Genomic DNA, 24,904 nt, shown 5'->3' with positions numbered 1-24,904 from the left:
GCGTCACGCTCCGATTCTCGCGCGAACACCGCGTCGACGACGACGGAATGACCCTGGAGCAGAATCCGCCGGACGTGTTGCAAGAGCAGGTCATAGATTTTCTCGGTCATCCGCGGCTGGTAGGCACTCTCGGGCAGCCGATCGGTTTCAAGGACCCCGAATTGTTGCTTTCGCATCACGTCGGTGCGCAAGACGATGGCTCCCGGCTGTGGCATCACGCCAGGCGCGAGGGCGCGCGCCAGAACCGATTTTCCGGTTCCGGACAGCCCGCCGACAGCGACCAGCGTTGGCGCCGCCGGATGAATCAACTGCTGCGCCAGCCTGAAATAGGCCTGCGCCGACTGCATGATATCTGCGTGGTCGCGGGACGTCTTGCCGGGGCGGGCCAGCAGCACGTTGGCACGGATCGCGGCGCGCAGCGACATGAACAGCGGAAGCGCGGCAAGCGCATCGAGATTTTCGCTCGATGTCGTCTTCAGATATCCGTTGAGGAGGGCGTTCGCGGCCGCGTGCCGGCCATAGCGGATGAAATCCATCATCGGGAAAGCAAGATCATAGAGCACGTCAACGGATGCGATCGCCGGGTCGAATTCGATGGCGTCGAACAGGACGGGCTTGCGGTCGATCAGCACGATGTTCGCCAGATGCAGGTCGCCATGGCAGCGCCGCACATATCCCTGTCTGCCGCGCTGCCCCAGCAGCTCGCTAAGCTTAAGAAACGCGGATCGAGATGCGGCGTCGAGATCGTCGATACAGCTTTGCGGAAAACAGCCGGCGGTTCGAAACGCCCTGGTATTTCCCTCGATGAACAGCGGGATCGATCTGATCCAGGGTTCGGCCGGCGCCAGTGGCGCAACGGCATGGGAGGCCGCGATCGCGTCGGCAATGGCCTCGACGAGATCGCGATCCGGCTCGCCCGCTTCTGCCAGATGATCGATGGTCTGACGCTCGTCGAAGCGGTTCATTTCGACGGCAAATTCGACCGGTGTACCGTCTCCGTCGATACTCAGCGCTCCGTTGCTGCCTTGCGTAATCGCAACGACGCGACGGTAGATTTGCGGTGCGAATTGACGGTTGATTCTTATCTCCTCATCGCAGGCGGCCTTGCGTTTCGCCAGCGTCGAGTAATCCAGGTATGGAAACCGGATGGCACGCTTGATCTTCAGCACGCGGTCACCTTCGAGAAAAACCGATGCCCCATGCGTATCGATACGATGGACCAGCGGATGCGCTGCGGGATCCGTCAGAAATGCAAAGACGCTCTCTTGTGCGCCGGAGCCGGCTGTTGTTGAAGCTGTCATGCGCCGCTGGACCTAGGGTTGGAGCACTGCGGCACCCAGTATTTGTCCTGTGCGCAGCTTTTGCAGGACCTCGTTGGCCTCAGCGAGCGGGAACGCCGTGGTCTGGGTCCGGATTCCGGTCCGGGGCACGATCTTGAGGAAATCCAATCCGTCCTGCCGCGTCAGATTGGCAACCGATACCAGTTGCCGTTCTTCCCAGAGAATATCGTAAGGAAAGCTCGGAATATCACTCATGTGGATTCCGGCACACACCACCCTGCCGCCCTTGCGCACCGCGCGTAGTGCGGCCGGCACCAATTCGCCGGCGGGGGCGTAGATGATGGCGGCATCGAGCGGGGTGTCCGGCCGCTGGTCCGACGCGCCGGCCCATGCCGCGCCGAGCCGGAGGGCAAACTCCTGCGCCGCGGTGTCATCACGTCGCGTGAAGGCATGGACGGACCGGCCCTGCCAGCGCGCGATCTGGGCGACGATGTGCCCGGCCGCGCCGAAACCGTAGATGCCGAGCCGCTCGGCATCGCCCGCCATCACCAGCGATCGCCAGCCGATCAGGCCCGCGCACAACAGCGGCGCAATCGAAACATCGTCGCCGTCCTCGCCAAGCGGAAAAGCATAACGCGCATCGGCGATGGTATGGGTGGCGAAGCCGCCGTCACGCGTATAGCCGGTGAACAGGGGATGATCGCAGAGATTTTCCATGCCTTCCGTGCAGAACCGGCAGACACCGCAGGTGTATCCAAGCCAGGGGATTCCGACACGATCACCGGCCTGATGGGCGGTGACGTTGCCGCCGACGAGATCGACGCGGCCGACGATTTCATGCCCGGGAATGATTGGATATTTGATGCCGGGAAGCTCCGCATCGACGACATGAAGGTCGGTCCGGCAGACGCCACAGGCGCTCACCTTGACGCGAATTTGCCCGTCGCCGGGAATGGGGTCCGCGCGCTCCTGCAGCTGGAGAGGCGTCCCCGGGGCCGATAACACCATTGCACGCATCGGTTTCTCCGGAAGCAGCTGACTGGCGGACAGCATAACGCATACGGCCTGAAACCGGCGAGCCCTTGACCTCGATCAACGGCAACGCCTGGGGATCGTTCCTGAATCGATCGTCTTGATGAAGATCAAAAGCGGACGCGGGCGAACGCCTATGGTGATGATGAAAGGAGAATGGCGATGGCGATCAAGGATATCTTCTTGCCGCTGGTCGGCGAGCCCGATGCCGCGGCAGTTGCGGCGATCGACAAGTGCGTGGCGGTAGCCGGCGATTTCGGCGCCCGGATTACGGCGATGGCCGTTGAAGAGGATGTTCTGGTTCGGCCGCAGGTCGTGATTTCGGACGATCTGGACAATACGGCGGCGGTCGAGGCCGTGCGCAGCGTAACGGACGCGCGGGGCTTGCTGAAGGCGTTCGACGCCGCGGCGACCCGGTTCGGCCTTCGCAACGAGCAAAAGCTCAGCCGGCTCGCCGCATCGGATATTCCCAGGAATCTTGCAGTGGCCGCGCGGCTCTACGACCTATCGTTGGTGCCGGTCAAGACCGACGATGACCGGTCGGAAAGGATCGTCGAGCGGCTGATTTTCGAATCGGGCAGGCCGATCCTGATGTGCCCGGAGGAATTGGCCGGCGAATTGCCGGTGGCCTTCGACGAGGTCGTGATAGCCTGGGATCATACGGCGCCGGCCGCACGGGCCGTTGCCGATGCGCGGCCGATACTTCAGTCGGCGGCCAGCGTTCGCATTATCACTGTGACCGACAACAAGACAGCGGCGCAACTGGAATCCGGGGCCGCGCTTGCAGGCCATCTCGCTGAACACGGAATCAAGGCCAGGTTTGAAACCGTAGGGATCGACGGGAGCTCGGTCGGAAAGGTATTCGAGGCGTATGTAAAGGCCAATACCATCGACCTGTTGATCATGGGGGCCTATCGTCACTCCCGGCTGAATGAAATGGTATGGGGTGGTGCGACCAAGACCGTCATCACACGGCCGCCGTGCTGGGTTATGATGTCGCGTTAGCGACCCGAACGATTGATCTGATGTCGACCTATCGTTTGAAAGATCTGCTGTCACCCCGATCGGTTGCGCTGGTCGGGGCCAGTCCGCGTCCGGGCTCCGTCGGGCGGGCCATTCTCCGGAATATGCGCGACGCGAAGTTCAAAGGCGAATTTGGACTTGTGAATCGGCATTATGCCGAGATCGACGGCGTCGCCACGGTGGGTGATTTAAGTAAACTGGCTTTTGCTCCCGAACTCGTGGTGATTACGGCGCCGGCTACGGCCGTCGCAGGCCTTATCGACGAAGCGGGCAAGGCCGGCGCCGCGGGCGCTCTTATTGTCTCGGCCGGACTCGGCCACGGTACGGGATCGCTGGCGCAAGCCGCCGAGCGCGCCGCGCGCAAATACGGAATGCGGCTGATTGGACCAAACTGTCTTGGCATCATGATGCCCGGCGCTGCCCTCAATGCCAGTTTCTCCGCGCATATGCCGGGTCCGGGGAGTCTGGCGCTGATTTCCCAATCCGGCGCCATTGCCGCGGGCATGGTTGATTGGGCGGCGCAGCGCGGGGTGGGGTTTTCGGGAATCGTTTCCATCGGCGACCAGCTCGATGTCGATATCGCCGATCTGCTCGATTACTTCGCGCTGGACGGCAAGACCCACGCGATCCTGCTCTATATCGAAGCGATCAAGGACGCCCGCAAGTTCATGTCCGCGGCGCGCGCCGCGGCGCGGATCAAGCCGGTCGTGGTCGTCAAATCCGGGCGCATGGCGCAGGGAGCAAAGGCGGCTGCGACCCACACCGGCGCGCTGGCCGGTTCGGACGCGGTCTATGACGCCGCATTCCGCCGCGCCGGCATCCTGCGGGTATCGGATCTTCGCGAATTGTTCGACTGCGCCGAGACGCTGGGGCGCGTCGAGCAGCCTGCGGGCAAGCGGCTCGCGATCCTGACCAATGGCGGCGGCATCGGGGTCCTTGCGATCGATCGGCTGGTCGAACTCGGCGGCATTCCTGCGGCCATCGGAGCCGCCGCGCGCGAGAAACTCGACGCGGTCCTGCCGCCAACCTGGTCCGGATCGAACCCCGTGGATATCGTTGGCGACGCCGACGCCGCGCGCTATGCGGCAGCGCTCGAGGTGCTGCTGGCCGACGGGGACAATGACGCGGTCCTGGTCATGAACGTTCAGACCGCCATCGCGCCGGCCGATGAGATCGCGGCGACGGTGACCGGCGTTGTCGGCAAGTACCGCCAGCGCTGCCTCGGTGCGGCCAAACCGGTGCTCGCGGTCTGGGTCGGCGCCGACCAGAAAATCATCGACATGCTAAGCGGCGCCGGGATTCCGAATTACCCGACCGAGGACGATGCGGTGCGCGGTTTCATGCATCTGGTCAGGCATCGCGAGGTCGTGGCGGCACTGGCGCAGGTGCCGCCGGCGATGCCCGGCGAGTTTGTGCCCGATTGCGATACGGCCCGGCAAATCGTGGCGGCGGCGCTCGCCGAGGGCCGCCACTGGCTCGACCCGGTTGAGATCGCGCGGTTGCTCGAGGCCTATCAAATCCCGATGGTGCCGACGTTTGCAGCCGCGGATGCCGAGCAGGCCGCCGCTCACGCCTCCGCGCTGTTCGCTCAGGGTGCGACCGTCGTGCTCAAGATTATGTCGCGCGACATCGTTCACAAATCCGATGTCGGTGGCGTTGTTCTCAATCTGACCAATGTCGATGCGGTGCGCGCGGCAACGGCCGATATCCTCGCGCGGGCGAAAGCACTGCGCCCGGAGGCGCGGATTGCCGGCGTTATCGTGCAGGCGATGGTGCTTCAGCCGAAGGCGCGTGAGCTTATTCTCGGCATCGCCGACGATCCGACCTTTGGCACCGTCATCGTGTTCGGTCGCGGCGGCACCGCGGTCGAGATCATCAACGACAAGGCGCTGGCGCTTCCACCGCTCGATCTGCAACTGGCCCGCGACCTGATCGAGCGCACCCGCGTCTCGCGGCTGCTGCGTGCCTACCGCGACGTGCCCGCGGTCAGGCAGGACGCCGTCGCGATGGTTCTGGTCAAGCTGGCGCAGATGGCGGCGGACATTCCCGAGATACGCGAGCTCGACATCAATCCGCTGCTGGCGGATCAAGCCGGCGTGCTGGCCGTCGATGCGCGCGTCGCGGTCGGGCAGGTGGCACGGAAATTCGCAGGGGCCGGTCCCGCCAATTTCGCGGTGCGGCCATATCCATCGCAATGGCAGCGGCATCTCGAGGTCAAGGATGGCTGGCGGATATTGGTGCGCCCGATCCGCCCGGAGGACGAGCCGCTGATTCATGAATTGCTGCGGCACGTCACTAGTCAGGATCTGCGGCTGCGGTTTTTCGCGCCGATGAAGCAGTTTACCCATGAGTTCATCGCCCGGTTGACCCAGCTCGACTACGCCCGCGCGATGGCCTTTGTCGCATTCGACGAAGCCAGCAACGAACTGGTCGGCGTGGTTCGGATTCACTCGGATTCGATCTACGAGAACGGCGAATACGCGATCCTGCTCAGATCCGATCTCAAGGGCAGGGGGCTGGGCTGGGCACTGATGCAGCTGATCATCGAATACGCGAAGTCGGAAGGCCTGAAACGGATATCGGGTGAGGTGCTTCAGGAAAATTCGGTGATGCTGAAAATGTGCCGGGATCTCGGTTTCGCGGTCAAGTCCGATGTGGCCGAACCCACCCTTTGCGATGTGACGCTGGAGCTTGGGAGCATTTGAAGACTGTGCAGGGCTGCCGTTGACCGCATCAGCGGCGTCTATCGTGCGAGCAGGCTTCTGAACCGGTTCAACAGTGCCAATATCATGACAAGGGCCATTCCGAACAGCCCGATATTCTGCACCGACGTCAACAGGAAGGCGACCTGAACTTGCCAGCCTGATTGCTCGCCGTCCGCGATCGGCACGACCTGGGGCACAGTCAGGATGCGAACGATATAGGCGGCCGCGAAGGTCAGGGCGAACAGCAGGAAGGATTTGAGAAAAATGCGCATTCGACCCTCCGTGACTCAGGTGATGGACCTGCTATTTTTGTTCCGCAGCGGCCGCCGCGGCGGCGGCCGGGTGTGCTGCTGATTTTTTCAGGCTTTTGATGATGATCGTGATCAGCGGCACGATCAGCAGCGGCAGAACTCCATTCAGCGGATGGTGAATCGCGCCGGACACCTGCGACTGCAGGGCTCGCGCCTCAAGCTGCAGCGCATCGATCGAAGAACTGTGGATTTCGGTCGCGAGTTCGAGCTCACGCCCCGCCGGCGGTTTCGCCGCGATCGCGAACAGAATTCCAGCGATCACGAAGTTGACCACGCCGAGTATAGCGGCGGCGGAAATGGCGTTCCAGTACTGAACCAGCGCGAAATAGGCCGCCAGCTCCAGCATCAACAGGCCGAATGCGGCAATCAATGCGGCGAACGCCCGCAGGCCCAGGCCCACGAGCAGATGCCGCATTCTTAAATCGGCGATGATCCTGTCGGTGCGCCAGAGCACCCGCAGGTGTTTGACGACGTTCTCCGTGTTCACCCTAATGTCTCCTCAACATGAAGCCGACAACCACGCCGAGCGCGAAGGCCGAAGCGAGCGAGGTGATCGGCCGATCCGATATGATATTCGCGACATGGCCTTCCTGCTCGCTCAAGGTCTCGCCGAGCTCATCCAGCGCCGCCTTGATCTGATCGGCGAGCGCATCGGCGCGGTTCTTCGAGGCATCGAAAATGCCCTCGCTTGTCGTGTTCAGCAGCCGCGCGACGTCGCTTTTGAGCGCCTGCAGCTCATCTGTCATCTCGCTTCCGTCGAACATCGGTCTTGTCTCTGTTGCGCCATCCAATGACCGAAATCCTACGCCAGGCCGCGACAGCGCAATTGATTTGCGTCAACCGCCGGCCCGATCGCGACGGTGCTTGAGGCAGGTCAATTTGAGTGCGGAACCGAAGTCTAGAAGGGACGTATTCTATTGAAGAGGAATACGGATCTTGGCGACGACCCCTCAGCTAACGGCTACGGCATCAGGCGATGTCCTTGAATTGCGTCCCGCCGGGTCCTGGACCGCGGCCAATGTGACGACGCTGGAGGCCCTCTCCGGCACCGTGGCGGCACAGCTCGATCGGTCGAAGGCCCTGAGGCTGGATATGGCCGGGGTACGCGAGCTCGACACGCTCGGGGCCTGGCTGATCGAAAAGATGTCGCGGCGTGCGACCTCAGCCGGGCGTCGGGCCGAAATCGTCGGCGTTGCCGATAATTATGCCGGCCTGATCCAAGAAGTTCATCACGTCAACCGTCACAATCCCGCGCCGGTGCCGGCTCTGAATCCGGTCGTGGCCAACTTGAACGAAATCGGCCGGGCCGCGGTCGGCGCCAGGGAAGACGTCGCCGCGTTCCTGGAGATGCTGGGCTCGCTTTTTCTGGCCCTCGTCGGCGTGCTGCGCCGGCCAAGGTCGCTGCGGCTGACATCGCTGGTCTATCAGCTCTACAGGGTCGGCTGGCAGGCAATCCCGATCATGGCGCTGATCACCTTTCTGATCGGCGCCATCATCGCGCAGCAGGGCTTCTTCCATTTCCGCAAATTCGGTGCTGATTCCTACGTCGTCGACATGGTCGGCATTCTGGTGTTGCGCGAACTCGGCGTGCTGATCGTCGCGATCATGGTCGCCGGCCGCTCCGGCAGCGCCTATACCGCCGAGCTCGGTTCGATGAAAATGCGCGAGGAGATCGACGCGCTGTCGACCATGGGCCTCGACCCCATCGAAGTCCTGATCCTGCCCCGCATCATCGCGCTGGTTGTCGCATTGCCGATCCTGAGCTTCATCGGATCGATGGCCGCGCTCTATGGCGGCGGCCTGGTAGCGCAGCTATACGGCGGCATGGGCCCGGCGATTTACATCGCGCGCCTGCACGATGCCGTATCCGTGACCAGCTTTGAGGTCGGCATCATCAAGGCGCCGTTCATGGCACTGGCAATCGGAATCGTCGCGTGTAGCGAAGGCTTGCGTGTGAAGGGAAGCGCCGAGTCGCTCGGCAAGCAGACGACCACCTCGGTGGTGAAATCGATATTTCTGGTGATCGTGCTCGACGGGCTGTTTGCGATATTTTTTGCATCGATCGGAATGTGATGATGCAGCAAGCGGCTCCAGAGTTCGCCATCCGCGTCAAGGACCTGGTGGTCGGCTTCGGCCGGCAGGTCGTGATCGACCATCTGTCGCTCGATGTCCGCCGCGGCGAGATCCTCGGCCTGGTCGGCGCCTCCGGCGGCGGCAAGACCGTTTTGATGCGAACCATCATCGGGCTCATCCCGCGGCAAAGCGGGGAGATCGAGGTGATGGGCGCTGCGATCGGGCGGAGCGAGGATCGCAGCACCCAACGCGCCGCCGGACGATGGGGCATCCTGTTCCAGCAGGGCGCTCTGTTTTCATCGCTCTCGGTACGGCAGAATATCCAGTTCCCTTTGCGCGAAAATCTGACGCTGTCGCAAACGCTGATGGACGAGATCGCTGTTGCCAAGCTCGAAATGGTCGGGCTGAAGCCGGAAGATGGCGACAAGTTTCCTTCCGAATTGTCGGGAGGCATGACCAAGCGCGTCGCGCTGGCCCGCGCGCTGGCGCTCGATCCGGCAATCGTGTTCCTGGACGAGCCAACCTCGGGCCTCGATCCGATCGCGGCCGGCGAGTTCGACGCGCTGATCAAGACATTGCAGGAGACGCTGGGGCTGACGGTGTTCATGGTGACCCATGATCTGGCCAGCATGTATACCGAGTGCGATCGCGTTGCGGCGCTGGCGGACGGCAAGATCGTCGCCATCGGACCGATGCATGAACTTCTTCAATCCGAGCATCCCTGGGTGCGGGCCTACTTCCACGGCAAGCGCTCCCAGATGCTGCAACCCAAAGCGAGCTGAAAAGATGGAAACCCGCGCTCCCTTCGTCGTCATCGGCGCCTTTGTTCTGGCCGCTATCGTCGCCGTATTCGGCTTCGTCTACTGGCTTAATAACACTGGAGGCCTCGGTCCGCGCGCCGTCTATCACGTCCAGTTCGATGGCTCGGTGCCCGGGCTGCTGATCGGCGCCGGCGTGCTGTTTAATGGGATCCGCGTCGGCGAGGTGACGGATCTCGCGCTGGCGCCGGACAGCCCCCGACGCGTCAATGCGACGATCTCAGTCGCCTCCAACACGCCCGTACGTGCCGACACCAAGGTCGGGTTGGATTTCCAGGGATTGACCGGGGTGCCCGTCATTGCGCTGGAAGGCGGCAAGTTGCTGACGAATTCAGGGGTCGTGCCGACACTGATCGCCGAGCAGGGTGCAGGGCAGAGCATGACCCAGGCCGCCCGCGATGCGTTAAGCAAAGTCGATTCCGTGCTGAGCGAGAATTCCGAGCCGTTAAAGAAGACGATTGCCAATCTGCAGACCTTCACGGACGGCTTGGCGCGCAACACCGGAAAACTCGATAGCATCATCGCCGGCGTTGAAAAAATGACGGGTGGAGGTACGCCGGCGCAAAAGATCACCTACGATCTGGAGGCCCTGCGAAATCAGGGGCCGCCGGCCAAGACGATCAAAGGCCAATTTTCTATCCCCGAGCCGACCGCGGTTGCGATGCTCGAGACACAGCGAATGCTGTTCTCGCCAACGAGCGAGGTTCCCGGTTTTGCGGAATTTCTCTGGGCCGACGCGATACCGAAGCTGATCCAGGCGAGATTGATCGAGAGCTTCGAGAACTACGATATCGCTCACGCGCCGTTGCGCTCGGCGGATGTCGGACAGGCGGACTTTCAGCTTCTGATCGACGTCAGGCATTTCCGGGTGATGATGGATTCCGGGCCGCAGGCTCAGATCGGATTGTCGGCGCGCATTGTCGACAAGGATGGAAAGGTCATCGCGTCGCGCCTGTTCGAACAAAGCGAGAAATTTGACAAGCTCGAGCCTCAGATCGCCGTCACGGCTTTTGACGCCGCATTCGGCCGAATTGCGAAGGATATGATCGCCTGGACCGTGCAGGCGCTGCCGTGACGGCAGAACAGAATTCCATTCTGTCGTCTTCAGCAGGTCATTGATCTCGATCAAGTAGCGGGCCCGATATCCGCTAAAATAGAATTGACCTGTCGGCTATGCGTAGCGGCATCGTCCTGGGGTGGCGCATGAAGATTCCCTTCGCTGCAAGTGAGCCAAATCAGCCGCATTGCGATGATTGCGCGGTGCGCCCGCTTGGCATTTGCGCGGCGCTCGATCGGGGCGAGTTGCGGGAACTCGATCATCTCGGTCGCCACGTCCATTTCACGTCGCATGAGACGGTGTTCGCGCAGGAAGAATTGACGACCTCATTCTACAATTTGCTTGAGGGCGTCATGCGCCTCTACAAGTTGTTGCCCGACGGCCGCCGGCAGATCGTCGGATTTGCCTTGCCCGGCGACTTCCTGGGAATAGCGATTTCCGCACGCAACAACTTCTCCGCCGATGCGGTCGGAGCGGTTGCCGTATGCCGCTTTTCCAGAACTGCCTTCATGCAGTTTATCGCGGATAAACCGCACCTGCTGCGCCGCATCAATGAATTGGTGATTCGCGAACTTGGTCAGGCGCAGGACCACATGGTTTTGCTCGGACGCCGTTCGGCGGAGGAAAAAGTCGCGAGTTTCCTGATCGGCTGGCGCGTTCGACTGGCTCGGCTCGGGGACGCGACAAATACGTTGCCGTTGCCGATGGGCCGTCAGGACATTGCGGATTTCCTCGGCCTCACCATTGAAACGGTCAGCCGTACCTTCACCAAGCTTGAACGCGACGGAGTGATCGAAATCGTGCCGGGAGGCGTCCGTTTGGTGGACCTGGAACGCGTCGAGGTCCTGGCCGCCGCCTAGATGACGCCGGCAAGCCTGAAACGCCGTTTTCGAGATTTGATCCGTATCAATGACTGCGGGCGTTCGCCGGGGATAATGGTTCCAGTTCAACGGAGATCGTCATCATGCCTGTCGATGCAATGCTGGTAAGTGCGGCCGTGATATCCATGTTCGTGGTGTTTGCGTGCGCGCTCGCTTGGGGTGATTTTCAAACGCGGACGGCCGGACAAAAAGCCGCTGCACCCTCTCAACAACGCCGCGGCAACCAGCCGGAGAGCGGCGTGGCGTTGCGTTCCCTGGAACCCGCCAGGAAATACGGTTAGATCGTGAGATCGCCCCGCCCGTGGTTGCCCGATGCGAAGCGGCGAGGTGATCCTGCGCGCGTGGTCCTGCGGAATGCTTCGGCAAGCCTGTGGTCTGGCGGCGGCTTGCGCCGATCTGTTCGTTCCCCGCCGAGATCCGGGATCTCCGGGTTTTATCGTTTCACCCGCCGCCGCGTCCTCCGATTCCTGGGGGCGGTCGTTGCCCGCATCGACCTCGAGCATTTCCCGGGCTCATGCTGCGGATGATCGCCTCTCCACGGTAATGCCGGCAGACATGGCTGCGGATAAACGCCGTCTGCGTGCGAATACTGTTGCATTGGCCAGCGGGATTTAAGCGAACACGACTTCCTCGTGGATCGGCTTGTCGCCTGCACCGATGACCTGAATGGACAGGCTCGGCCTGGCATCGGACTCCAGGCAACGCAGGTCGGCGGCCAGGTATTTTGCGTACACAACCGCCTCCGAGACGGAGTTCAGGTCGCGACCGACTTCGTCATGGATGACCAGCTTGTCGCGTATCTCGAAATAGAATCGCATCCGGCGTCTCCTTCTTTCACCAATGATACGACGGGCCCGACTTTCATCATTGATATTCATCAAGGCTGGTGATCGACAGCGAAATTGGTCACGCCAGGCTTCAAATTGGTGAAGATTGATTTCGATCAAATCGCCGAAAGCGAAATCAGGGTTGATGGGGCAGGCACCGCCCCGAAGAGAATCAGCCCATGAACCAGTCTCAATCGACGAAATGGATGACGCACGGCGAAGCAGGCTTGTCCGTGTTTTTTACGATCAGCGCTTTTCTCTGCGTGATCGGCGCCGCGAAAGCCGTCGATGCGCCATTCGCCTTTCATGCCTCGCTGGGCGCCGTCGCCAGCCTCGCGGCGGTTTTCGTCATCTTCAATCGGTATTTTGACCGACCGGCGTCTCCGCCGGCGCAGGAGATCAACGGCAAGCCCAACTACAATTTTGGCCCGATCAAGTTCGCGTCGTTCATGGCGGTGTTCTGGGGCATCGCCGGATTCACCGTTGGGCTGTTGATTGCATGCCAGCTCGCATGGCCGATCCTCAACTTTGATCTGCCGTGGACCAGTTTCGGCCGGCTGCGGCCGCTGCACACCTCCGCGGTGGTGTTCGCATTCGGCGGTAACGTGTTGATCGCGACGTCATTCTATGTCGTTCAAAAGACCTCCCGGGTGCGTCTCGCCGGCGATCTGGCGCCCTGGTTCGTTGTGCTCGGCTATAATTTCTTCATCCTGATCGCCGGCACCGGCTATCTGCTCGGGGTGACGCAATCGAAGGAATATGCCGAGCCCGAATGGTACGCCGATTTGTGGCTGACGATCGTCTGGGTCACTTATCTGCTGGTATTTCTGATGACCCTGATCAAGCGCAAGGAACCGCACATCTACGTGGCCAACTGGTTCTACCTTGCCTTCATCATCACGATCGCGGTGCTTCACCTCGGAAACAATCCGGCGATTCCGGTGTCGATGTTCGGATCGAAGTCTTACATACTCTGGGGCGGCGTGCAGGATGCGATGTTCCAGTGGTGGTACGGGCACAATGCGGTCGGTTTCTTCCTGACCGCCGGCTTCCTCGCCATCATGTACTACTTCATTCCCAAGCGCGCCGAGCGGCCGGTCTATTCCTATCGGCTGTCGATCATCCACTTCTGGGCGATCATCTTCCTCTACATCTGGGCCGGTCCGCATCATCTGCACTATACCGCGCTGCCGGACTGGGCGCAGACGCTGGGCATGACCTTCTCGATCATGCTGTGGATGCCGTCCTGGGGCGGCATGATCAACGGCCTGATGACCCTGTCCGGCGCCTGGGACAAGCTGCGCACCGACCCGGTGCTTCGAATGCTGGTCGTATCCGTCGCGTTCTACGGCATGGCGACCTTCGAAGGCCCGCTGATGTCGATCAAGGTGGTGAATTCGCTCAGCCACTACACCGACTGGACCATCGGCCACGTTCATTCCGGTGCATTGGGATGGGTCGGATTTGTCTCATTCGGCGCACTGTATTGCCTGGTGCCCTGGATATGGAATCGCAAGGGCCTTTACAGTCTCAAGCTGGTGAACTGGCATTTCTGGATCGCGACCATCGGCATTGTTCTCTACATCTCGGCAATGTGGGTGTCCGGCATTTTGCAGGGCCTGATGTGGCGCGCCTACACCTCGCTCGGCTTTCTCGAATACTCCTTCATTGAATCGGTCGAAGCGATGCATCCATTCTACATCATCCGCGCCGCGGGCGGCGCCCTGTTCCTGATCGGCGCGCTGATCATGGCCTATAATCTCTGGATGACGGTGCGGGTCGGCGAGGCGGAAGAACTCGCGCCGATGTCACCGTCACTCACGCTTCAGCCGGCGGAATGAGGGGTCGAAAATGTCATTCTGGACCAGGCATCACATCTTCGAAAAGAATTCGATCGTTCTTGTGGTCGGGATTCTTGCAGTCATCGCGATCGGCGGCCTCGTCGAGATCACGCCGCTGTTTTATCTCAAGAGCACCATCGAGGTGGTCGACGGCATCAGGCCTTACACGCCGCTCGAACTGACCGGACGCAACATCTACGTCCGTGAAGGCTGCTATCTCTGCCACTCGCAGATGATCCGGCCGCTGCGCGATGAAGTTGAACGCTATGGCCACTACTCGCTTGCGGCCGAGAGCATGTACGATCACCCGTTTCAGTGGGGCTCCAAGCGCACCGGGCCCGACCTGGCGCGCGTCGGCGCCAAATATTCGGACGATTGGCATGTTACGCATCTGACCAATCCGCGCGCGATCGTTCCGCAATCGGTGATGCCGGGATATCCATTTCTTGCCAACACGGAAGTCGATGTTGCGATGATCGCCGATCATCTGCGCACCAGCCGCGCCGTGGGCGTGCCGTATTCGGACGACCAGATCGCCAATGCGGTTGCCGATCTGAAGGCCCAGGCCGATCCGGACAATGACGGGGTCGATGCGTTTACCAAGCGCTATCCAAAAGCGGTGGTGCGCAATTTCGATGGCAACAAGACCGGCATACCGACCGAAATGGACGCGCTGATCGCCTATCTGCAGATGCTCGGTACCCTCGTCGACTTCAAACTCTACAACGAAAAAGCAAATCTTCGCTGAGAGGGCATGAAGATGAAAGCGATCCTGACGGTTCAGAATTTTGTGTCGGATTTCGTCGTGACGGCATGGACGCCGATCTTCGTCGGAATATTTCTTGCGATTGTAGCTTATGCGCTCTGGCCTCGCAATCAGGCGGCTTTCGACGAAGCGTCGAGACTGCCGCTGCGGGAGGAATGACGAAATCATGACCGATCACAGCGAAATCGATAAAGTCACGGGCACCGCGACGACCGGCCATGAGTGGGACGGCATCAAGGAATTGAATACGCCGCTGCCGCGCTGGTGGATCCTGACCTTCTACGCCTGCATCGTCTGGGCGGTCGGGTACTGGATCGTCTATCCGGCCTGGCCGCTGGTCTCGGGATATACGACCGGCGTCCTGCATTATTCCTCGCGCGCGGATGTTGCCGTCGAGCTGGCCAATCTCGAGAAAATTCGCGGAGAGAAGATGGTTACGCTGGGCGCGGCCTCGCTGGTGGATATCGAGAAGGATCCTGGATTGCTGGCGCTGGCGCGCGCGCGCGGCAAAGCCGTGTTCGGTGACAATTGCGCGCCGTGCCATGGCAGCGGCGCCGCTGGCGCCAAAGGCTATCCCAACCTGAACGATGACGACTGGCTCTGGGGTGGCACGCTCGATCAGATCATGCAGACGATCCAGTTCGGGGCACGCTCGGGACACCCGAAGACCCACGAAAGCGCGATGCTGGCTTTCGGCCGGGACGGGATGCTCAAGAGCGACGAAATCGTCACGGTCGCGAATTACGTCAGGTCCCTGTCAGGACTGTCGACCCGGCAAGGCTACGATCCCGTCGCCGGCCGCAAGATCTTCGCCGATAATTGCGTGTCCTGTCACGGCGATGCCGGCAAGGGCAATCAGGAGATGGGCGCCCCCAACCTCACCGACAAGATCTGGCTGTATGGTTCGGACGAAGCGACGATCATCGAAACCATTACCAATGGCCGCTCCGGCGTGATGCCGGCCTGGATCGGTCGTCTCGACCCTTCCACCATCAAGGCAATGGCGGTTTACGTGCATTCGCTTGGCGGCGGGCAGTAATTCCCGGCAAGGCAAACCGCGGCCAAACCACAGCCTCCCGTGACGTGATGTTGAGGTGGATCAATGGCGCGTCAGGGATTGGGCCTACGCTCAATCGAGGATGCGAGTTGAAACCCGCCCATGAACCCGAACATACGTCCGATCGAGCTGGAACTGGATGATGGGCCGCTTTATGTCGCCCATCAGAAAGTCTATCCGCAGAGCGTCCACGGAACATTTCGGCGCATCAAATGGGGCCTGATGGCGTTTTGCCTCGGCGTCTATTATCTGTTGCCATTCGTGCGCTGGAACCGCGGCCTGGGTGCGCCGAGCCAGGCCGTCCTGGTCGATATCCCCAATAGCCGTTTCTACTTCTTCTTCATCGAGCTGTGGCCGCAGGAAGTTTATTACTTCACCGGTCTCCTGATCCTGGCTGCCATCACGCTCTTTCTGATGAATTCGGTCGGCGGGCGAATCTGGTGTGGCTATCTCTGCCCGCAAACCGTATGGACCGATCTGTTTTATGCCGTCGAGCGGCTGGTCGAAGGCGATCGCCGCGAGCGCATGAAAAAGGACGCGGCGCGCGGCACCATGAAGCTGCAGCGTTTTGCCGAAATCACGCTGAAGCATTCGATCTGGCTGTTGATCGCGTGGTGGACCGGCGGCGCCTGGGTTCTGTATTTCAACGACGCGCCGACGCTGGTGAAGCAGCTTGTGACGTTCCAGGCGCCGATGCTGGCCTATATCTGGATCATGATATTGACGGCCACGACCTATCTGCTCGCCGGTTTCATGCGCGAGCAGGTCTGCGTCTATATGTGCCCGTGGCCGCGTATCCAGGCTGCCCTCACCGACGAATGGGCGCTCAATGTCACCTACAAATACGACCGCGGTGAACAGCGTACCTCGCTGAAGAAGGCCAACGATTTGCGCGCGCTGGGCGAACACGTCGGCGACTGCATCGATTGCTACCAATGTGTCGCGGTCTGTCCGACCGGTATAGATATCCGCGACGGCGCGCAGCTCGGCTGCATCCAGTGCGGTCTGTGCATCGATGCCTGCGATACGGTGATGAAGAAGGTCGGCAGGGAAACCCGGCTGATCGGATATGACAACGACATCAATATCCAGCGTCGTCAGGCCGGAAAGCCGGAAATCTATCGCCTGGTGCGGCCACGCACCGTCGTCTATTGCGTCATGATCGCAGCCGTCGGCGCGATGATGCTGTACGCCCTGCTGACGCGGACGCTGCTCGATATCAACGTCTTGCACGATCGCAACCCGGTCGCGGTGAAACTGAGCGACGGCTCGATTCGCAACGCCTATACGATTCGTCTGTTGAACAAGCGAGGCTTCGATCGCGTCGTGGCGATCGATATCGATGGCCCGATCAACGCGACGGTCCACGTCGTCGGCGCCGATTCCGTGACGCCGGATCGGCCGATGATCGTCCTCGGACGGGATCAGACCACCGAATTGAGGGTTCTCGTCACGGCGCCCTCCGAGAACAATCCCGAGAAATCGACCCCGGTTAAGTTCAGGGTGACCGATATCGGGCTCGGCGAAGTGACGTCGGCGATTGATAATTTTGTGACTCCGTAGGATTGCAGGGGAATTTGGTATGAGCAGACCGTTGGCTTCGCCGAGGCCGTTGACCGGGCGCAAGGTGCTTTTCATGCTGCTTGGGTTTTTCGGGGTCGTGATTGCGGTCAACGCGCTCATGGCGAAGCTCGCGATCCAGACCTTGCCGGGTACCGAGGTCGATAGCGCCTACGGCGCCAGCCTGGCCTATGAGAGCGAGATCGCAGCCGCTCACGATCAGAACGCGCGAAACTGGAAGGTCGACGCGCATATTCAGCGCGCGCCGGATGGCGGTGCAACGCTTGAGGTCGAGGCGCGCGATAACAGCGGTTTACCGATGTCCGGGCTGAATTTCCAGGGCCGCTTCGAACGGCCTGCCGACAGGCGCGACGATCAGGCGGTTGCGCTGGCTGAAGTGGCGAGCGGCATCTATCGCGGCAGTGCGCCGCTGATCGGGCCCGGACAATGGGATCTGGTGCTCGAAGGCGACGCCAGGGGACAGCGGATGTTCCTGTCCAGGAATCGCGTGCTGTTGAATTAGGAAGGCCATATCATGCAGGCGACGCGCGACTTTTCGCATTATGTGAAGGACCTGGGTTCGGGCCTTTCCCACATCGATCTTGCCGTTGAAGGCGTCAGTTGCGCCGGATGCATGTCGAAGATCGAGCGCGGGCTTTCGGCGATACCCGACGTCACGCTTGCGCGCGTCAATTTGACCGACCGCCGCGTGGCGCTGGAATGGAAGCAGGGCGCGCTCGATCCCGGGCGCTTCATCGATCGGCTCGCCGAACTGGGATACAAGGCTTATCCGTTCGAAACCGTCCGCGCCGAGGCGGTGGAAGCGGACAATTCGCGCTTTCTGCTGCGTTGTCTCGGTGTCGCGGCGTTCGCCACCATGAACGTGATGATGCTGTCGATTCCGGTCTGGTCCGGCAGTGCCGGCGACATGATGCCCGAACAGCGTGACTTCTTTCATTGGCTGTCGGCACTGATTGCGCTGCCGGCCGCCGCCTATGCGGGTCAGCCATTCTTCCGCTCCGCGTTCCGGGCATTGCGCACGCGCAACGTCAATATGGATGTTCCGATCAGCATCGGCGTTACGTTGGCGCTCGCGATGTCGGTGGTCGAAACCTTGCGCCATGCCGAGCATACCTATTTCGATGCCGCCATCATGCTGCTGACGTTCCTGCTGGTGGGGCGCTACCTTGACCAAAGCATGCGTTTGAAAACGCGCGCCTTTGCCGGAAACCTGGCGGCGCTCAAGGCCGAGACCGCGACCAGGCTGGTCGGCGCCGGCGAGATTTCCGTGGTGCCGGTCGCCGCCATCCAGCCTGGCGATATCGTTCTGCTGCGGCCGGGCGAACGCTGTGCGGTCGATGGCACGGTGATCGAAGGACGATCGGAGATCGACCAAAGCCTGATCACGGGGGAGACCCTGTATGTGACCGCCGAGCACGGCACCGCTGTCTATGCCGGCTCGCTCAACATCTCCGGAGCGCTGCGCGTCCGGGTTTCCGCGGCGTCGGAAGGCACGCTGCTGGCAGAGATCACGCGATTGCTCGACAACGCGTTGCAGGCACGCTCCCGCTATGTGCAACTCGCGGATCGGGCATCCAGGCTCTATGCGCCGGTGGTGCACGCGACCGCGTTGCTGACGATATTCGGCTGGGTTCTGATCGGCGCGAGCTGGCATGACGCCATCGTCACCGGTATTGCGGTTCTGATCATCACGTGCCCCTGCGCGCTCGGCCTCGCCATTCCCACCGTGCAGACCGTCGCGTCCGGTGCGATGTTCCGGGCCGGAGTGCTGCTGAATTCGGGCGATTCGATCGAGCGGCTCGCCGAGGTTGATCACGTCATCTTCGACAAGACCGGCACGCTGACTCTGCCTGAACTCGATGTCGTCAATTCGGCCAGTATCCCCAGAGAGGTGTTCGATCTCGCCGGACGGCTGGCGCTGGCAAGTCATCATCCGGTCGCCGCGGCGGTGGCGCGCGCCGCGAATGCCAAATCGCCGCTTGCCGGAATCGTGGAGCAACCGGGGCAGGGCGTTTGTGGCGTCGTCGACGGCGAAGAAGTGAGGCTCGGCCGGCCGTCGTTTTGCGAAGCGGACGGGCTGGCTAACGAGATTTTGAGTCTCGATCCGGAAGTATCGGTCGTTGCCTTCATGCGGGGCGGGGAGCGTCATGTGTTCGCGGTTCGCCAGCGCCTGCGCCCGGATGCGCAGGCCGTGGTTTCGGCGCTGCAGGCGCGTGGCATCGCGGTCGAGATTGTCTCGGGCGATCGGGAGTCCGCCGTGCGAGCTGCGGCGCACACACTTGGGATCAGCGAGTGGCGCGCCGGCGTGACGCCGGCCGACAAGATTGCCCGGATTGAAGATCTGAAACGCCGGGGCGTCAAGGTGATGATGGTCGGCGACGGGTTGAATGACGCGCCGTCGCTGGCTGCGGCGCACGTCTCGATGTCGCCGATCAGTGCCGCGCATCTCAGTCAGGCCACGGCCGATCTGGTTTTCCTGGGCAAGCCGCTCGCCCCGGTGATCGCGGCGATCGACTTTTCGCGCCAGGCGCTGCATTTGATGCGGCAGAACCTCTGGCTTGCGGTCGGGTACAACCTGCTGGCGGTGCCGATCGCGATCAGCGGAGTCGTAACGCCGCTGATCGCTGCGGCGGCAATGTCCGGTTCCTCCTTGCTGGTGATGCTGAACGCGCTTCGCGCGCGTCGTGTCGCGCATGGGAGGTCGTGATGGAAGTGCTCGTGATTCTCGTGCCCTTGGCGCTTGGCCTCGGGCTTGTCGGCCTGCTCGGGTTTCTCTGGTCGCTCAAAAGCGGGCAGTATGACGATCTCGAAGGCGCGGCCTGGCGCGCCATCGCGGACGACGAACCGTCTCATGAGACCCCGCCTGACTGAAGGGGCGGGCTTTGGCATAGCGCGCTATCCACCGCCTATTTCAGCTGGCCGTCAGGACCGAACTGTCGGAGATAGGCCCACAGGTTGCTGGCATCACGGCTCTCCTTGAGGCCGGCAAACGATTTCTTGGTACCGGGGATTTTGGCTTTCGGGTCCTTGATGTAGTCCAGAAAGGTCGCCTCGTTCCAGCTGAAGCCGCAATTCCTGTTCGCTTCGGAATAGCTGTATCCGCCCGCGGTTCCGCATTTGCGTCCCTCGATCCCGTTGAGCTGCGGTCCGATCTTGTTGCCGGCGCCGGCGCCGATCGCATGGCACGGCTGGCATCTTCTGAACGTCGTTTCCCCGGCCGCCATATCCTGCGCCAGTGCCGACGATGCCGACAAAACGAATATCATGGCGGCGATCCCTGATTCATTCACCATCATCTTCTCCATCTTCCAAGTACTCATCGGGTACCTGACCGAACCAGCGAAGCACATGCCGGTGATTGAATTTCCCCCTTTCGAAATCGCTGGTGCGGCTGAACGCAACGGCACCGGCATGACCAAGGAATTTCCATTGTCCTTGCGCGGTTTGGATCGCGGCCGCGGGATTGGCGCAGACGACAGGTTCCGTGGAGACGAGACCGCCATCGATGAGATCAAAAGCCAAGGCCACGAAACGGGTGATTTCGGTCATCGATGCCTGCCTTGCAATTTCGGTCTGACATTGATTTTTTATAGCGAACCAGCCTGATACAAGGCGTAGGTCGCTGAATTGACCAAGATCAAGTCTTGTGGGGGCGGGTTCTGATCAACGGCGGGCACGCCAGCAGCAGCCGACCGGCCTATTTCCCGATCGGACCGCCGCGGGAGCTGCGCAACAGCAATTCAGCGAGAAGAAAGTCATCTTCGTCGTCGATGTCATGGCATTCCAGTCCCTGCATCGGAAAAAAGGCAAGGGATGACGCGTAGAGACAGCGTCCTTTTCGCTCATATTCCGCGATCACCTTGGCACGGGAAATCACAAAAACGATGAAGTTGATGTAATCGAACGGCTGTAGATCCTGCGTTCGCGGTGACTTTCCCTCGATCGCGAAGTTGCCTGGCTGGCCGTCGATGATGAGGTGCCTGCGCAACCGCGTGGTGGTGAACAGTGTCGCGTCGGGCGGACCGGAAAAATACGCCCTCAGCACACCATCGATCGTCTCCGGCTTGAGAAAGGGCGCGGTCGGATTGATCACGACAATGGTTTCGCAGGCAATATTCAGGGCGAAATCATATAATATCTCGTCGGTCGTCACATGGGACGCGGCAAGGGCCGGGGATCGCAGATAGGTTTCGACCCCGGTCGGGATCGATGCTTGCGCAATCTCCGGGCTCTCGGTGTTGACGTAGACCCGGTCAAGCAGCGATGACTGGCGGGCGGTCCTGGCGACGTGCGCGACCAGCGGCACACCGCCGAGGGGGCGCAGGTTTTTTCGAGGCACGCGCTCGCTTCCAAGCCGCGCCGGTATATAGGCGACGGTGCCTCTGTCGGTCTGGCCGCTATTCGTCAAGCGGTCTCCTCGAACAGGTCCTCGATTTCACGGGTTACAACTTTGGCGTGGCCGGTTTTCCAGGCTGCGGCCATGGCCCGCAATCCCTGATCCGTTTCAAGGCAGGTCGAACGGACACCTTCGGCAACGACTTTCCACAAATTGAGGTCGTTGGCTCGCCGGTTGCCAAATGCCGGCACGAGACCCGTTATCGGCGGGGACCAATGCCTGTCGAAGGCTGAAAACAGCCGCGCCCGCCGAGCCTGCTCGGCGATATCGATCGGGAACGGGCCGCCGCGTTCGAGCAGTGAAAAATATTCCGACTGCGTTTTGGGGGCCATGCAAAAGCCGGCGTCGCTATAGGCGCCACGCCCCGCCAGGATCATGGGCAGGCCGCGCGCGGTCATCTCGATGCCTGGCGTTCCGCGCACGGTGATGCCCAGAACGCACCGCTGCAGGATCGTCTCCGGCGCGATCTGGTTGCGGGAAAAATGAATGTTTGGCGCATCGACATAGGCCTCGGCCACGTGATCAACCGCATTCGAGCCATCATAAGCGCGATCGAGCGGGTGAATTTTGACGAGCAGATTATAGGACTGGCATTCGGCCGCGTGCTGGCAGGTTTGCTCTAGCCAGTCCAGATAGTCGATAAACAGACTTTCGTCGGCGTTCGGCTGATCGGTCATGGTATGGGTAAACAGACAATAGGTCGGCCGTTCCCCGGCCAGCGGGATTGGTTCATCGTGAACGTCGGCGGCGGGATCGACCCAGCGGTAGTTGCGGCCGACACCGCGGCTCACGGAATCAAAATGCGCCTGCGCGGCGGAGTCGGCGCGCTTGCGGCGCTCCGGGCGGGCAGCCATCTTCGACTCAAAGGACTTGAACGAATCGCTTTCCAACTGGCGCACCATTCCGTTGAGGGTGCGGCCTTGCTCAATTCGATCCAGAACATGCATGCTGAGGCGGCTGTCGTTTCTGTACCAGACCACCCGGCCGCCGCGCCTGACCAGAGCCTCCGCCAGGTGGCCCCACGGGCAATAGTCGATGTGTCCAGTCACGAACGCGCCCGGACGAAGCGTCGATAGCGTCTGTTCCGTGAAGGAATGGAAACCGAATACCTTTCCGGTCCAGTGCATCAACCGCCTGCCGGCGCGCACCGTCGCCTCGCGATCGCCGCGCATAAAGGTTTCCTGAACCACCTTTCCGATCGGAAACCCGCCCAGCGTTCGAACGTTTCGCAACTCGGCGATTGCCTTGGGCGGCAGCGCGTCGCCTTCCGGCGCCTGCAGCGCGATGCGCTCGATCGCGGAGCGTCCGTCGCGTTCATAATTGTCGTCGGCATCCGTGTTCGGCGCCTCGATGACGTTGTAAATCTCGAATGAATTCGCCATGCGGACGTTGTCCGACGGACTGTAGCTCGATCGTATGATCGGATAGAGCATTCCCGGAATGCCCAGAATGCCAATCAACGGGGCGCCGGAAATCAGCTGACAGAATTTTGCGATCACCAGCGAGCGCAAGAGGTATTCGGGATCGTTGTGCATGAGATCGACCAGGATCGGAGGCCGATTCGGCTCGACATGGCCGGGGTAGGCGCGCCAGAAGTCAGATACGGCACTCAGCGCGGCCTGCTTTTCCTGTTCGATACCGAGCTGCTCTGCTCTTTCAAGACTGAACTGCTCGATCTTTGCGAGTCGGCTCTCCAACGCGGCAATACGGCCGTTCATGCCGACTATGTGGTTTCGAAGTTCGCCGACAAACGGAAGCCGCAGCAAGGTGTCCTTCAGCAGCTTTTTGCCTTGAACTGTCATGTCGCGATAAAGCCGGGGCAGATAAGCTCAAGACCGTCCGATCCACCGTCGTCGAACTGACCAAAGAGTTAGAGGCTGCCTGCGGGATCACAAGTTAAAGATCGTTCATGCGCGATTGAAGTTGTCGGGAGCCGGCGGATTGCTCGTGCGAAATCGGAGTCGGGCGATCACGTTGTTGCGCAGGCGTTTCAAAATTTTTCGAAATGTTTCTGTGACGAAAAAAAGCCAATTTTTCGAGACGATCGCAAACGCTTACGTCCTTGCGGGCGTTAAGCCAAAGTCTCTATTTGCGGGACTCGGTCGCGAAAGAGATCAGCGCTATGACGGGCAATGCGAAGCCGATGCCGGAGGCGAGCGCCCAGCCGCCCCGTGCATAAGCCCATGCCCCGACACCGGAGCCGATCGCACCGGCCATGAAAAACGTCGCCATATAGAGGCCGTTGAGACGGCTGCGATACTCGGCCCCGAGCACGAACAAGGCGCGGTAGCCAAGAACCAGATTCCCCTGCACGCCGAAATCAAGAAGGATCGCGGCGGTAACCAGTAAAGCCAACGACGTCGTCGAACCGGCATGTGCGATGTGGGTCAGCACAAAAGCCAGTGCCGAGATCAGCATCGCCGCGCCGGTGGCGGCGCGGCTCCAGCCACGGTCGGCGACCCGGCCCGCGACGGGTGCGGCGACGGCGCCGGCCACGCCCGCCAGCGCAAACCACGCGATGCCGCGCTGGGACAAGTGAAATTCGGGACCGGCCAGCAATAATGGTGTCGTGGTCCAGAACAGACTGAATGCGCCGAACAGAAAGGCCTGGTAGAGCGCGCGCCTGCGCAGCACTGACGTGGTCGCTATCAGGTGGCCCAGCGATGCCAGCAACGCGCGGTAGCCGACGTCAGTGGTTGGGAGCCGCCGCGGAAGGGTCCAGCCCAGCACGAGCGCCAGCACGATCATGGCGGTTCCGGAAACGAGGTAGACGACATGCCACGACGAGACCGAGGTAATGAAGCTGGCGGCGGGGCGCGCCAGCATGATGCCGATCATCAAACCTGTGGTGACGTTTCCGACCACGCGTCCCCGTGTGGCTTCGGGCGCCAGATGGGCCGCGTAAGGGATCAGGATCTGCACCGTGACCGAGCCAAGCCCGATCAATAACGCCGCGACCAGAAATTGCGAAGGCCGGGTGGAAAGTGCTGCGCCGAACAGCGCCAGCGCGCCAAGGCCGATCACGCAAAGCACCAGTTTGCGGTTTTCGACGAGATCGCCGAGCGGCACGATCAACAGCAGGCCCGCGACGTAACCGACCTGTGCCATCGTCACCACCAGCCCCGCGGCTTCGGGGGAGAGGCCGAGTGCTGCGCTGATCGGCCCTACCAGCGGCTGGGCATAATACAGATTGGCCACGATCAACCCGCAGGCCGTCGCCAGCAGCCATGTGATCCATGACGAGATAGCTTGCTGG

Annotated in this window: 27 protein-coding genes; 16 read left to right on the top strand and 11 right to left on the bottom strand. The window is 61.3% G+C overall.

The annotated features are described in order from the left end of the window. A partial coding sequence (locus tag ABR948_RS12660) for a bifunctional aminoglycoside phosphotransferase/ATP-binding protein (protein ID WP_428117948.1) occupies positions 1–1,301 on the bottom strand: 1,301 nt, incomplete at its 3' end. Positions 1,302–1,313: 12 nt separating this feature from the next. After that, positions 1,314–2,297: a zinc-dependent alcohol dehydrogenase family protein gene (locus ABR948_RS12655; protein ID WP_428117946.1), complete on the bottom strand. Its 984-nt coding sequence runs from the start codon at positions 2,295–2,297 to the stop codon at positions 1,314–1,316. A 177-nt stretch (positions 2,298–2,474) separates the two neighbouring features. Between ABR948_RS12655 and ABR948_RS12650 the strand changes: the two genes are divergently transcribed. Both ABR948_RS12650 and ABR948_RS12645 read left to right on the top strand, forming a co-directional pair. Further along, on the top strand, positions 2,475–3,317 hold the full coding sequence (locus ABR948_RS12650) for a universal stress protein (RefSeq protein ID WP_428117943.1): 843 nt from the start codon (positions 2,475–2,477) through the stop codon (positions 3,315–3,317). A gap of 20 nt (positions 3,318–3,337) precedes the next feature. Next, positions 3,338–6,040, top strand: coding sequence for a bifunctional acetate--CoA ligase family protein/GNAT family N-acetyltransferase (locus tag ABR948_RS12645; protein WP_428117940.1), 2,703 nt, complete (start codon positions 3,338–3,340; stop codon positions 6,038–6,040). A 38-nt stretch (positions 6,041–6,078) separates the two neighbouring features. Here ABR948_RS12645 and ABR948_RS12640 read toward each other — a convergent pair whose 3' ends face one another. From ABR948_RS12640 to ABR948_RS12630, 3 genes are read right to left on the bottom strand one after another with little or no spacing between them, the layout of a single operon-like run. Next, on the bottom strand, positions 6,079–6,312 hold the full coding sequence (locus ABR948_RS12640; RefSeq protein ID WP_428117937.1) for a hypothetical protein: 234 nt from the start codon (positions 6,310–6,312) through the stop codon (positions 6,079–6,081). A 31-nt stretch (positions 6,313–6,343) separates the two neighbouring features. Continuing rightward, a complete protein-coding gene (locus ABR948_RS12635) occupies positions 6,344–6,838 on the bottom strand; it encodes a phage holin family protein (protein ID WP_428117934.1) in 495 nt (164 codons plus the stop codon). A gap of 1 nt (position 6,839) precedes the next feature. Next, a complete protein-coding gene (locus ABR948_RS12630) occupies positions 6,840–7,097 on the bottom strand; it encodes an ElaB/YgaM/YqjD family protein (protein ID WP_428117932.1) in 258 nt (85 codons plus the stop codon). Between the two features lie 190 nt (positions 7,098–7,287). Between ABR948_RS12630 and ABR948_RS12625 the strand changes: the two genes are divergently transcribed. The 5 genes from ABR948_RS12625 to ABR948_RS12605 all read left to right on the top strand — a co-directional run bounded on the left by ABR948_RS12625 (position 7,288) and on the right by ABR948_RS12605 (position 11,461). Further along, a complete protein-coding gene (locus tag ABR948_RS12625) occupies positions 7,288–8,424 on the top strand; it encodes an ABC transporter permease (protein ID WP_428117929.1) in 1,137 nt (378 codons plus the stop codon). Between the two features lie 2 nt (positions 8,425–8,426). Next, a complete protein-coding gene (locus ABR948_RS12620) occupies positions 8,427–9,206 on the top strand; it encodes an ABC transporter ATP-binding protein (RefSeq protein WP_428117957.1) in 780 nt (259 codons plus the stop codon). A gap of 4 nt (positions 9,207–9,210) precedes the next feature. After that, a complete protein-coding gene (locus tag ABR948_RS12615; RefSeq protein WP_428117926.1) occupies positions 9,211–10,317 on the top strand; it encodes an ABC-type transport auxiliary lipoprotein family protein in 1,107 nt (368 codons plus the stop codon). Between the two features lie 128 nt (positions 10,318–10,445). Next, entirely contained in the window at positions 10,446–11,159 is a 714-nt protein-coding gene (locus ABR948_RS12610) for a helix-turn-helix domain-containing protein (RefSeq protein WP_428117923.1), read from the top strand. Positions 11,160–11,263: 104 nt separating this feature from the next. Then, entirely contained in the window at positions 11,264–11,461 is a 198-nt protein-coding gene (locus tag ABR948_RS12605) for a hypothetical protein (protein WP_428117921.1), read from the top strand. Positions 11,462–11,791: 330 nt separating this feature from the next. Here ABR948_RS12605 and ABR948_RS12600 read toward each other — a convergent pair whose 3' ends face one another. Next, the gene (locus tag ABR948_RS12600) at positions 11,792–11,998 is read right to left on the bottom strand and encodes a DUF6894 family protein (protein ID WP_428117919.1); all 207 of its coding nucleotides are present in this window, start codon (positions 11,996–11,998) and stop codon (positions 11,792–11,794) included. Positions 11,999–12,186: 188 nt separating this feature from the next. Here ABR948_RS12600 and ccoN point away from each other — a divergent pair, with 188 nt between their 5' ends. The 8 genes from ccoN to ccoS all read left to right on the top strand — a co-directional run bounded on the left by ccoN (position 12,187) and on the right by ccoS (position 20,123). Then, the gene (ccoN, locus tag ABR948_RS12595) at positions 12,187–13,848 is read left to right on the top strand and encodes a cytochrome-c oxidase, cbb3-type subunit I (protein ID WP_428117916.1); all 1,662 of its coding nucleotides are present in this window, start codon (positions 12,187–12,189) and stop codon (positions 13,846–13,848) included. Positions 13,849–13,858: 10 nt separating this feature from the next. Beyond that, positions 13,859–14,596 (top strand): cytochrome-c oxidase, cbb3-type subunit II, encoded by a 738-nt coding sequence (gene ccoO / locus ABR948_RS12590; protein ID WP_428117912.1) that lies wholly within the window; start codon positions 13,859–13,861, stop codon positions 14,594–14,596. Between the two features lie 12 nt (positions 14,597–14,608). Further along, positions 14,609–14,773: a cbb3-type cytochrome oxidase subunit 3 gene (locus tag ABR948_RS12585; RefSeq protein WP_428117954.1), complete on the top strand. Its 165-nt coding sequence runs from the start codon at positions 14,609–14,611 to the stop codon at positions 14,771–14,773. A 7-nt stretch (positions 14,774–14,780) separates the two neighbouring features. Continuing rightward, positions 14,781–15,653, top strand: coding sequence for a cytochrome-c oxidase, cbb3-type subunit III (ccoP, locus tag ABR948_RS12580; protein ID WP_428117909.1), 873 nt, complete (start codon positions 14,781–14,783; stop codon positions 15,651–15,653). A 120-nt stretch (positions 15,654–15,773) separates the two neighbouring features. Further along, entirely contained in the window at positions 15,774–17,234 is a 1,461-nt protein-coding gene (ccoG, locus tag ABR948_RS12575; RefSeq protein WP_428117906.1) for a cytochrome c oxidase accessory protein CcoG, read from the top strand. 19 nt (positions 17,235–17,253) lie between these two features. Beyond that, positions 17,254–17,754, top strand: a complete 501-nt coding sequence (locus ABR948_RS12570) for a FixH family protein (protein ID WP_428117903.1) — start codon at positions 17,254–17,256, stop codon at positions 17,752–17,754. A gap of 12 nt (positions 17,755–17,766) precedes the next feature. Then, entirely contained in the window at positions 17,767–19,959 is a 2,193-nt protein-coding gene (locus tag ABR948_RS12565) for a cation-translocating P-type ATPase (protein ID WP_428117901.1), read from the top strand. Further along, on the top strand, positions 19,959–20,123 hold the full coding sequence (gene ccoS, locus ABR948_RS12560; RefSeq protein ID WP_428117898.1) for a cbb3-type cytochrome oxidase assembly protein CcoS: 165 nt from the start codon (positions 19,959–19,961) through the stop codon (positions 20,121–20,123). Before ABR948_RS12565 ends, ccoS begins: the two co-directional genes overlap by 1 nt. A gap of 35 nt (positions 20,124–20,158) precedes the next feature. On the opposite strand, the gene ABR948_RS12555 is transcribed toward ccoS, so the two are convergent. The 4 genes from ABR948_RS12555 to ABR948_RS12540 form a co-directional block, all read right to left on the bottom strand. Then, a complete protein-coding gene (locus tag ABR948_RS12555) occupies positions 20,159–20,518 on the bottom strand; it encodes a c-type cytochrome (protein WP_428117895.1) in 360 nt (119 codons plus the stop codon). Positions 20,519–20,534: 16 nt separating this feature from the next. Beyond that, positions 20,535–20,801, bottom strand: a complete 267-nt coding sequence (locus tag ABR948_RS12550; RefSeq protein ID WP_428117893.1) for a hypothetical protein — start codon at positions 20,799–20,801, stop codon at positions 20,535–20,537. Between the two features lie 148 nt (positions 20,802–20,949). Then, on the bottom strand, positions 20,950–21,660 hold the full coding sequence (locus tag ABR948_RS12545; RefSeq protein WP_428117890.1) for an acylneuraminate cytidylyltransferase family protein: 711 nt from the start codon (positions 21,658–21,660) through the stop codon (positions 20,950–20,952). Continuing rightward, positions 21,657–22,820, bottom strand: coding sequence for a capsular polysaccharide export protein, LipB/KpsS family (locus tag ABR948_RS12540; protein WP_428117887.1), 1,164 nt, complete (start codon positions 22,818–22,820; stop codon positions 21,657–21,659). The genes ABR948_RS12545 and ABR948_RS12540 overlap by 4 nt, the downstream gene beginning before the upstream one ends. A 357-nt stretch (positions 22,821–23,177) precedes the next feature. Between ABR948_RS12540 and ABR948_RS12535 the strand changes: the two genes are divergently transcribed. After that, the gene (locus tag ABR948_RS12535; RefSeq protein ID WP_428117884.1) at positions 23,178–23,510 is read left to right on the top strand and encodes a hypothetical protein; all 333 of its coding nucleotides are present in this window, start codon (positions 23,178–23,180) and stop codon (positions 23,508–23,510) included. A 223-nt stretch (positions 23,511–23,733) separates the two neighbouring features. On the opposite strand, the gene ABR948_RS12530 is transcribed toward ABR948_RS12535, so the two are convergent. Continuing rightward, positions 23,734–24,894, bottom strand: coding sequence for an MFS transporter (locus ABR948_RS12530; protein ID WP_428117951.1), 1,161 nt, complete (start codon positions 24,892–24,894; stop codon positions 23,734–23,736). Positions 24,895–24,904: the final 10 nt, after the last annotated feature.

This window comes from Bradyrhizobium sp., from assembly GCF_050014615.1.
GTDB lineage: Bacteria > Pseudomonadota > Alphaproteobacteria > Rhizobiales > Xanthobacteraceae > Bradyrhizobium.
This window is presented reverse-complemented; position numbering and strand designations above follow the sequence as displayed.

What these genes read in the sequence shown, in the direction of transcription:
- ABR948_RS12605 (WP_428117921.1), top strand. Translation starts at nt 11,264, where the DNA reads ATGCCTGTCGATGCAATGCTGGTAAGTGCGGCCGTGATATCCATGTTC.
- ccoN (WP_428117916.1), top strand. Translation starts at nt 12,187, where the DNA reads ATGAACCAGTCTCAATCGACGAAATGGATGACGCACGGCGAAGCAGGC.
- ABR948_RS12645 (WP_428117940.1), top strand. Translation starts at nt 3,338, where the DNA reads ATGTCGACCTATCGTTTGAAAGATCTGCTGTCACCCCGATCGGTTGCG.
- ABR948_RS12550 (WP_428117893.1), bottom strand. Translation starts at nt 20,801, where the DNA reads ATGACCGAAATCACCCGTTTCGTGGCCTTGGCTTTTGATCTCATCGAT.
- ABR948_RS12630 (WP_428117932.1), bottom strand. Translation starts at nt 7,097, where the DNA reads ATGACAGATGAGCTGCAGGCGCTCAAAAGCGACGTCGCGCGGCTGCTG.
- ABR948_RS12585 (WP_428117954.1), top strand. Translation starts at nt 14,609, where the DNA reads ATGAAAGCGATCCTGACGGTTCAGAATTTTGTGTCGGATTTCGTCGTG.
- ABR948_RS12540 (WP_428117887.1), bottom strand. Translation starts at nt 22,820, where the DNA reads ATGCGCGGCGATCGCGAGGCGACGGTGCGCGCCGGCAGGCGGTTGATG.
- ccoG (WP_428117906.1), top strand. Translation starts at nt 15,774, where the DNA reads ATGAACCCGAACATACGTCCGATCGAGCTGGAACTGGATGATGGGCCG.
- ABR948_RS12650 (WP_428117943.1), top strand. Translation starts at nt 2,475, where the DNA reads ATGGCGATCAAGGATATCTTCTTGCCGCTGGTCGGCGAGCCCGATGCC.
- ABR948_RS12615 (WP_428117926.1), top strand. Translation starts at nt 9,211, where the DNA reads ATGGAAACCCGCGCTCCCTTCGTCGTCATCGGCGCCTTTGTTCTGGCC.
- ccoO (WP_428117912.1), top strand. Translation starts at nt 13,859, where the DNA reads ATGTCATTCTGGACCAGGCATCACATCTTCGAAAAGAATTCGATCGTT.
- ABR948_RS12570 (WP_428117903.1), top strand. Translation starts at nt 17,254, where the DNA reads ATGAGCAGACCGTTGGCTTCGCCGAGGCCGTTGACCGGGCGCAAGGTG.
- ABR948_RS12655 (WP_428117946.1), bottom strand. Translation starts at nt 2,297, where the DNA reads ATGCGTGCAATGGTGTTATCGGCCCCGGGGACGCCTCTCCAGCTGCAG.
- ccoS (WP_428117898.1), top strand. Translation starts at nt 19,959, where the DNA reads ATGGAAGTGCTCGTGATTCTCGTGCCCTTGGCGCTTGGCCTCGGGCTT.
- ABR948_RS12555 (WP_428117895.1), bottom strand. Translation starts at nt 20,518, where the DNA reads ATGATATTCGTTTTGTCGGCATCGTCGGCACTGGCGCAGGATATGGCG.
- ABR948_RS12620 (WP_428117957.1), top strand. Translation starts at nt 8,427, where the DNA reads ATGCAGCAAGCGGCTCCAGAGTTCGCCATCCGCGTCAAGGACCTGGTG.
- ABR948_RS12610 (WP_428117923.1), top strand. Translation starts at nt 10,446, where the DNA reads ATGAAGATTCCCTTCGCTGCAAGTGAGCCAAATCAGCCGCATTGCGAT.
- ccoP (WP_428117909.1), top strand. Translation starts at nt 14,781, where the DNA reads ATGACCGATCACAGCGAAATCGATAAAGTCACGGGCACCGCGACGACC.
- ABR948_RS12565 (WP_428117901.1), top strand. Translation starts at nt 17,767, where the DNA reads ATGCAGGCGACGCGCGACTTTTCGCATTATGTGAAGGACCTGGGTTCG.
- ABR948_RS12600 (WP_428117919.1), bottom strand. Translation starts at nt 11,998, where the DNA reads ATGCGATTCTATTTCGAGATACGCGACAAGCTGGTCATCCATGACGAA.
- ABR948_RS12640 (WP_428117937.1), bottom strand. Translation starts at nt 6,312, where the DNA reads ATGCGCATTTTTCTCAAATCCTTCCTGCTGTTCGCCCTGACCTTCGCG.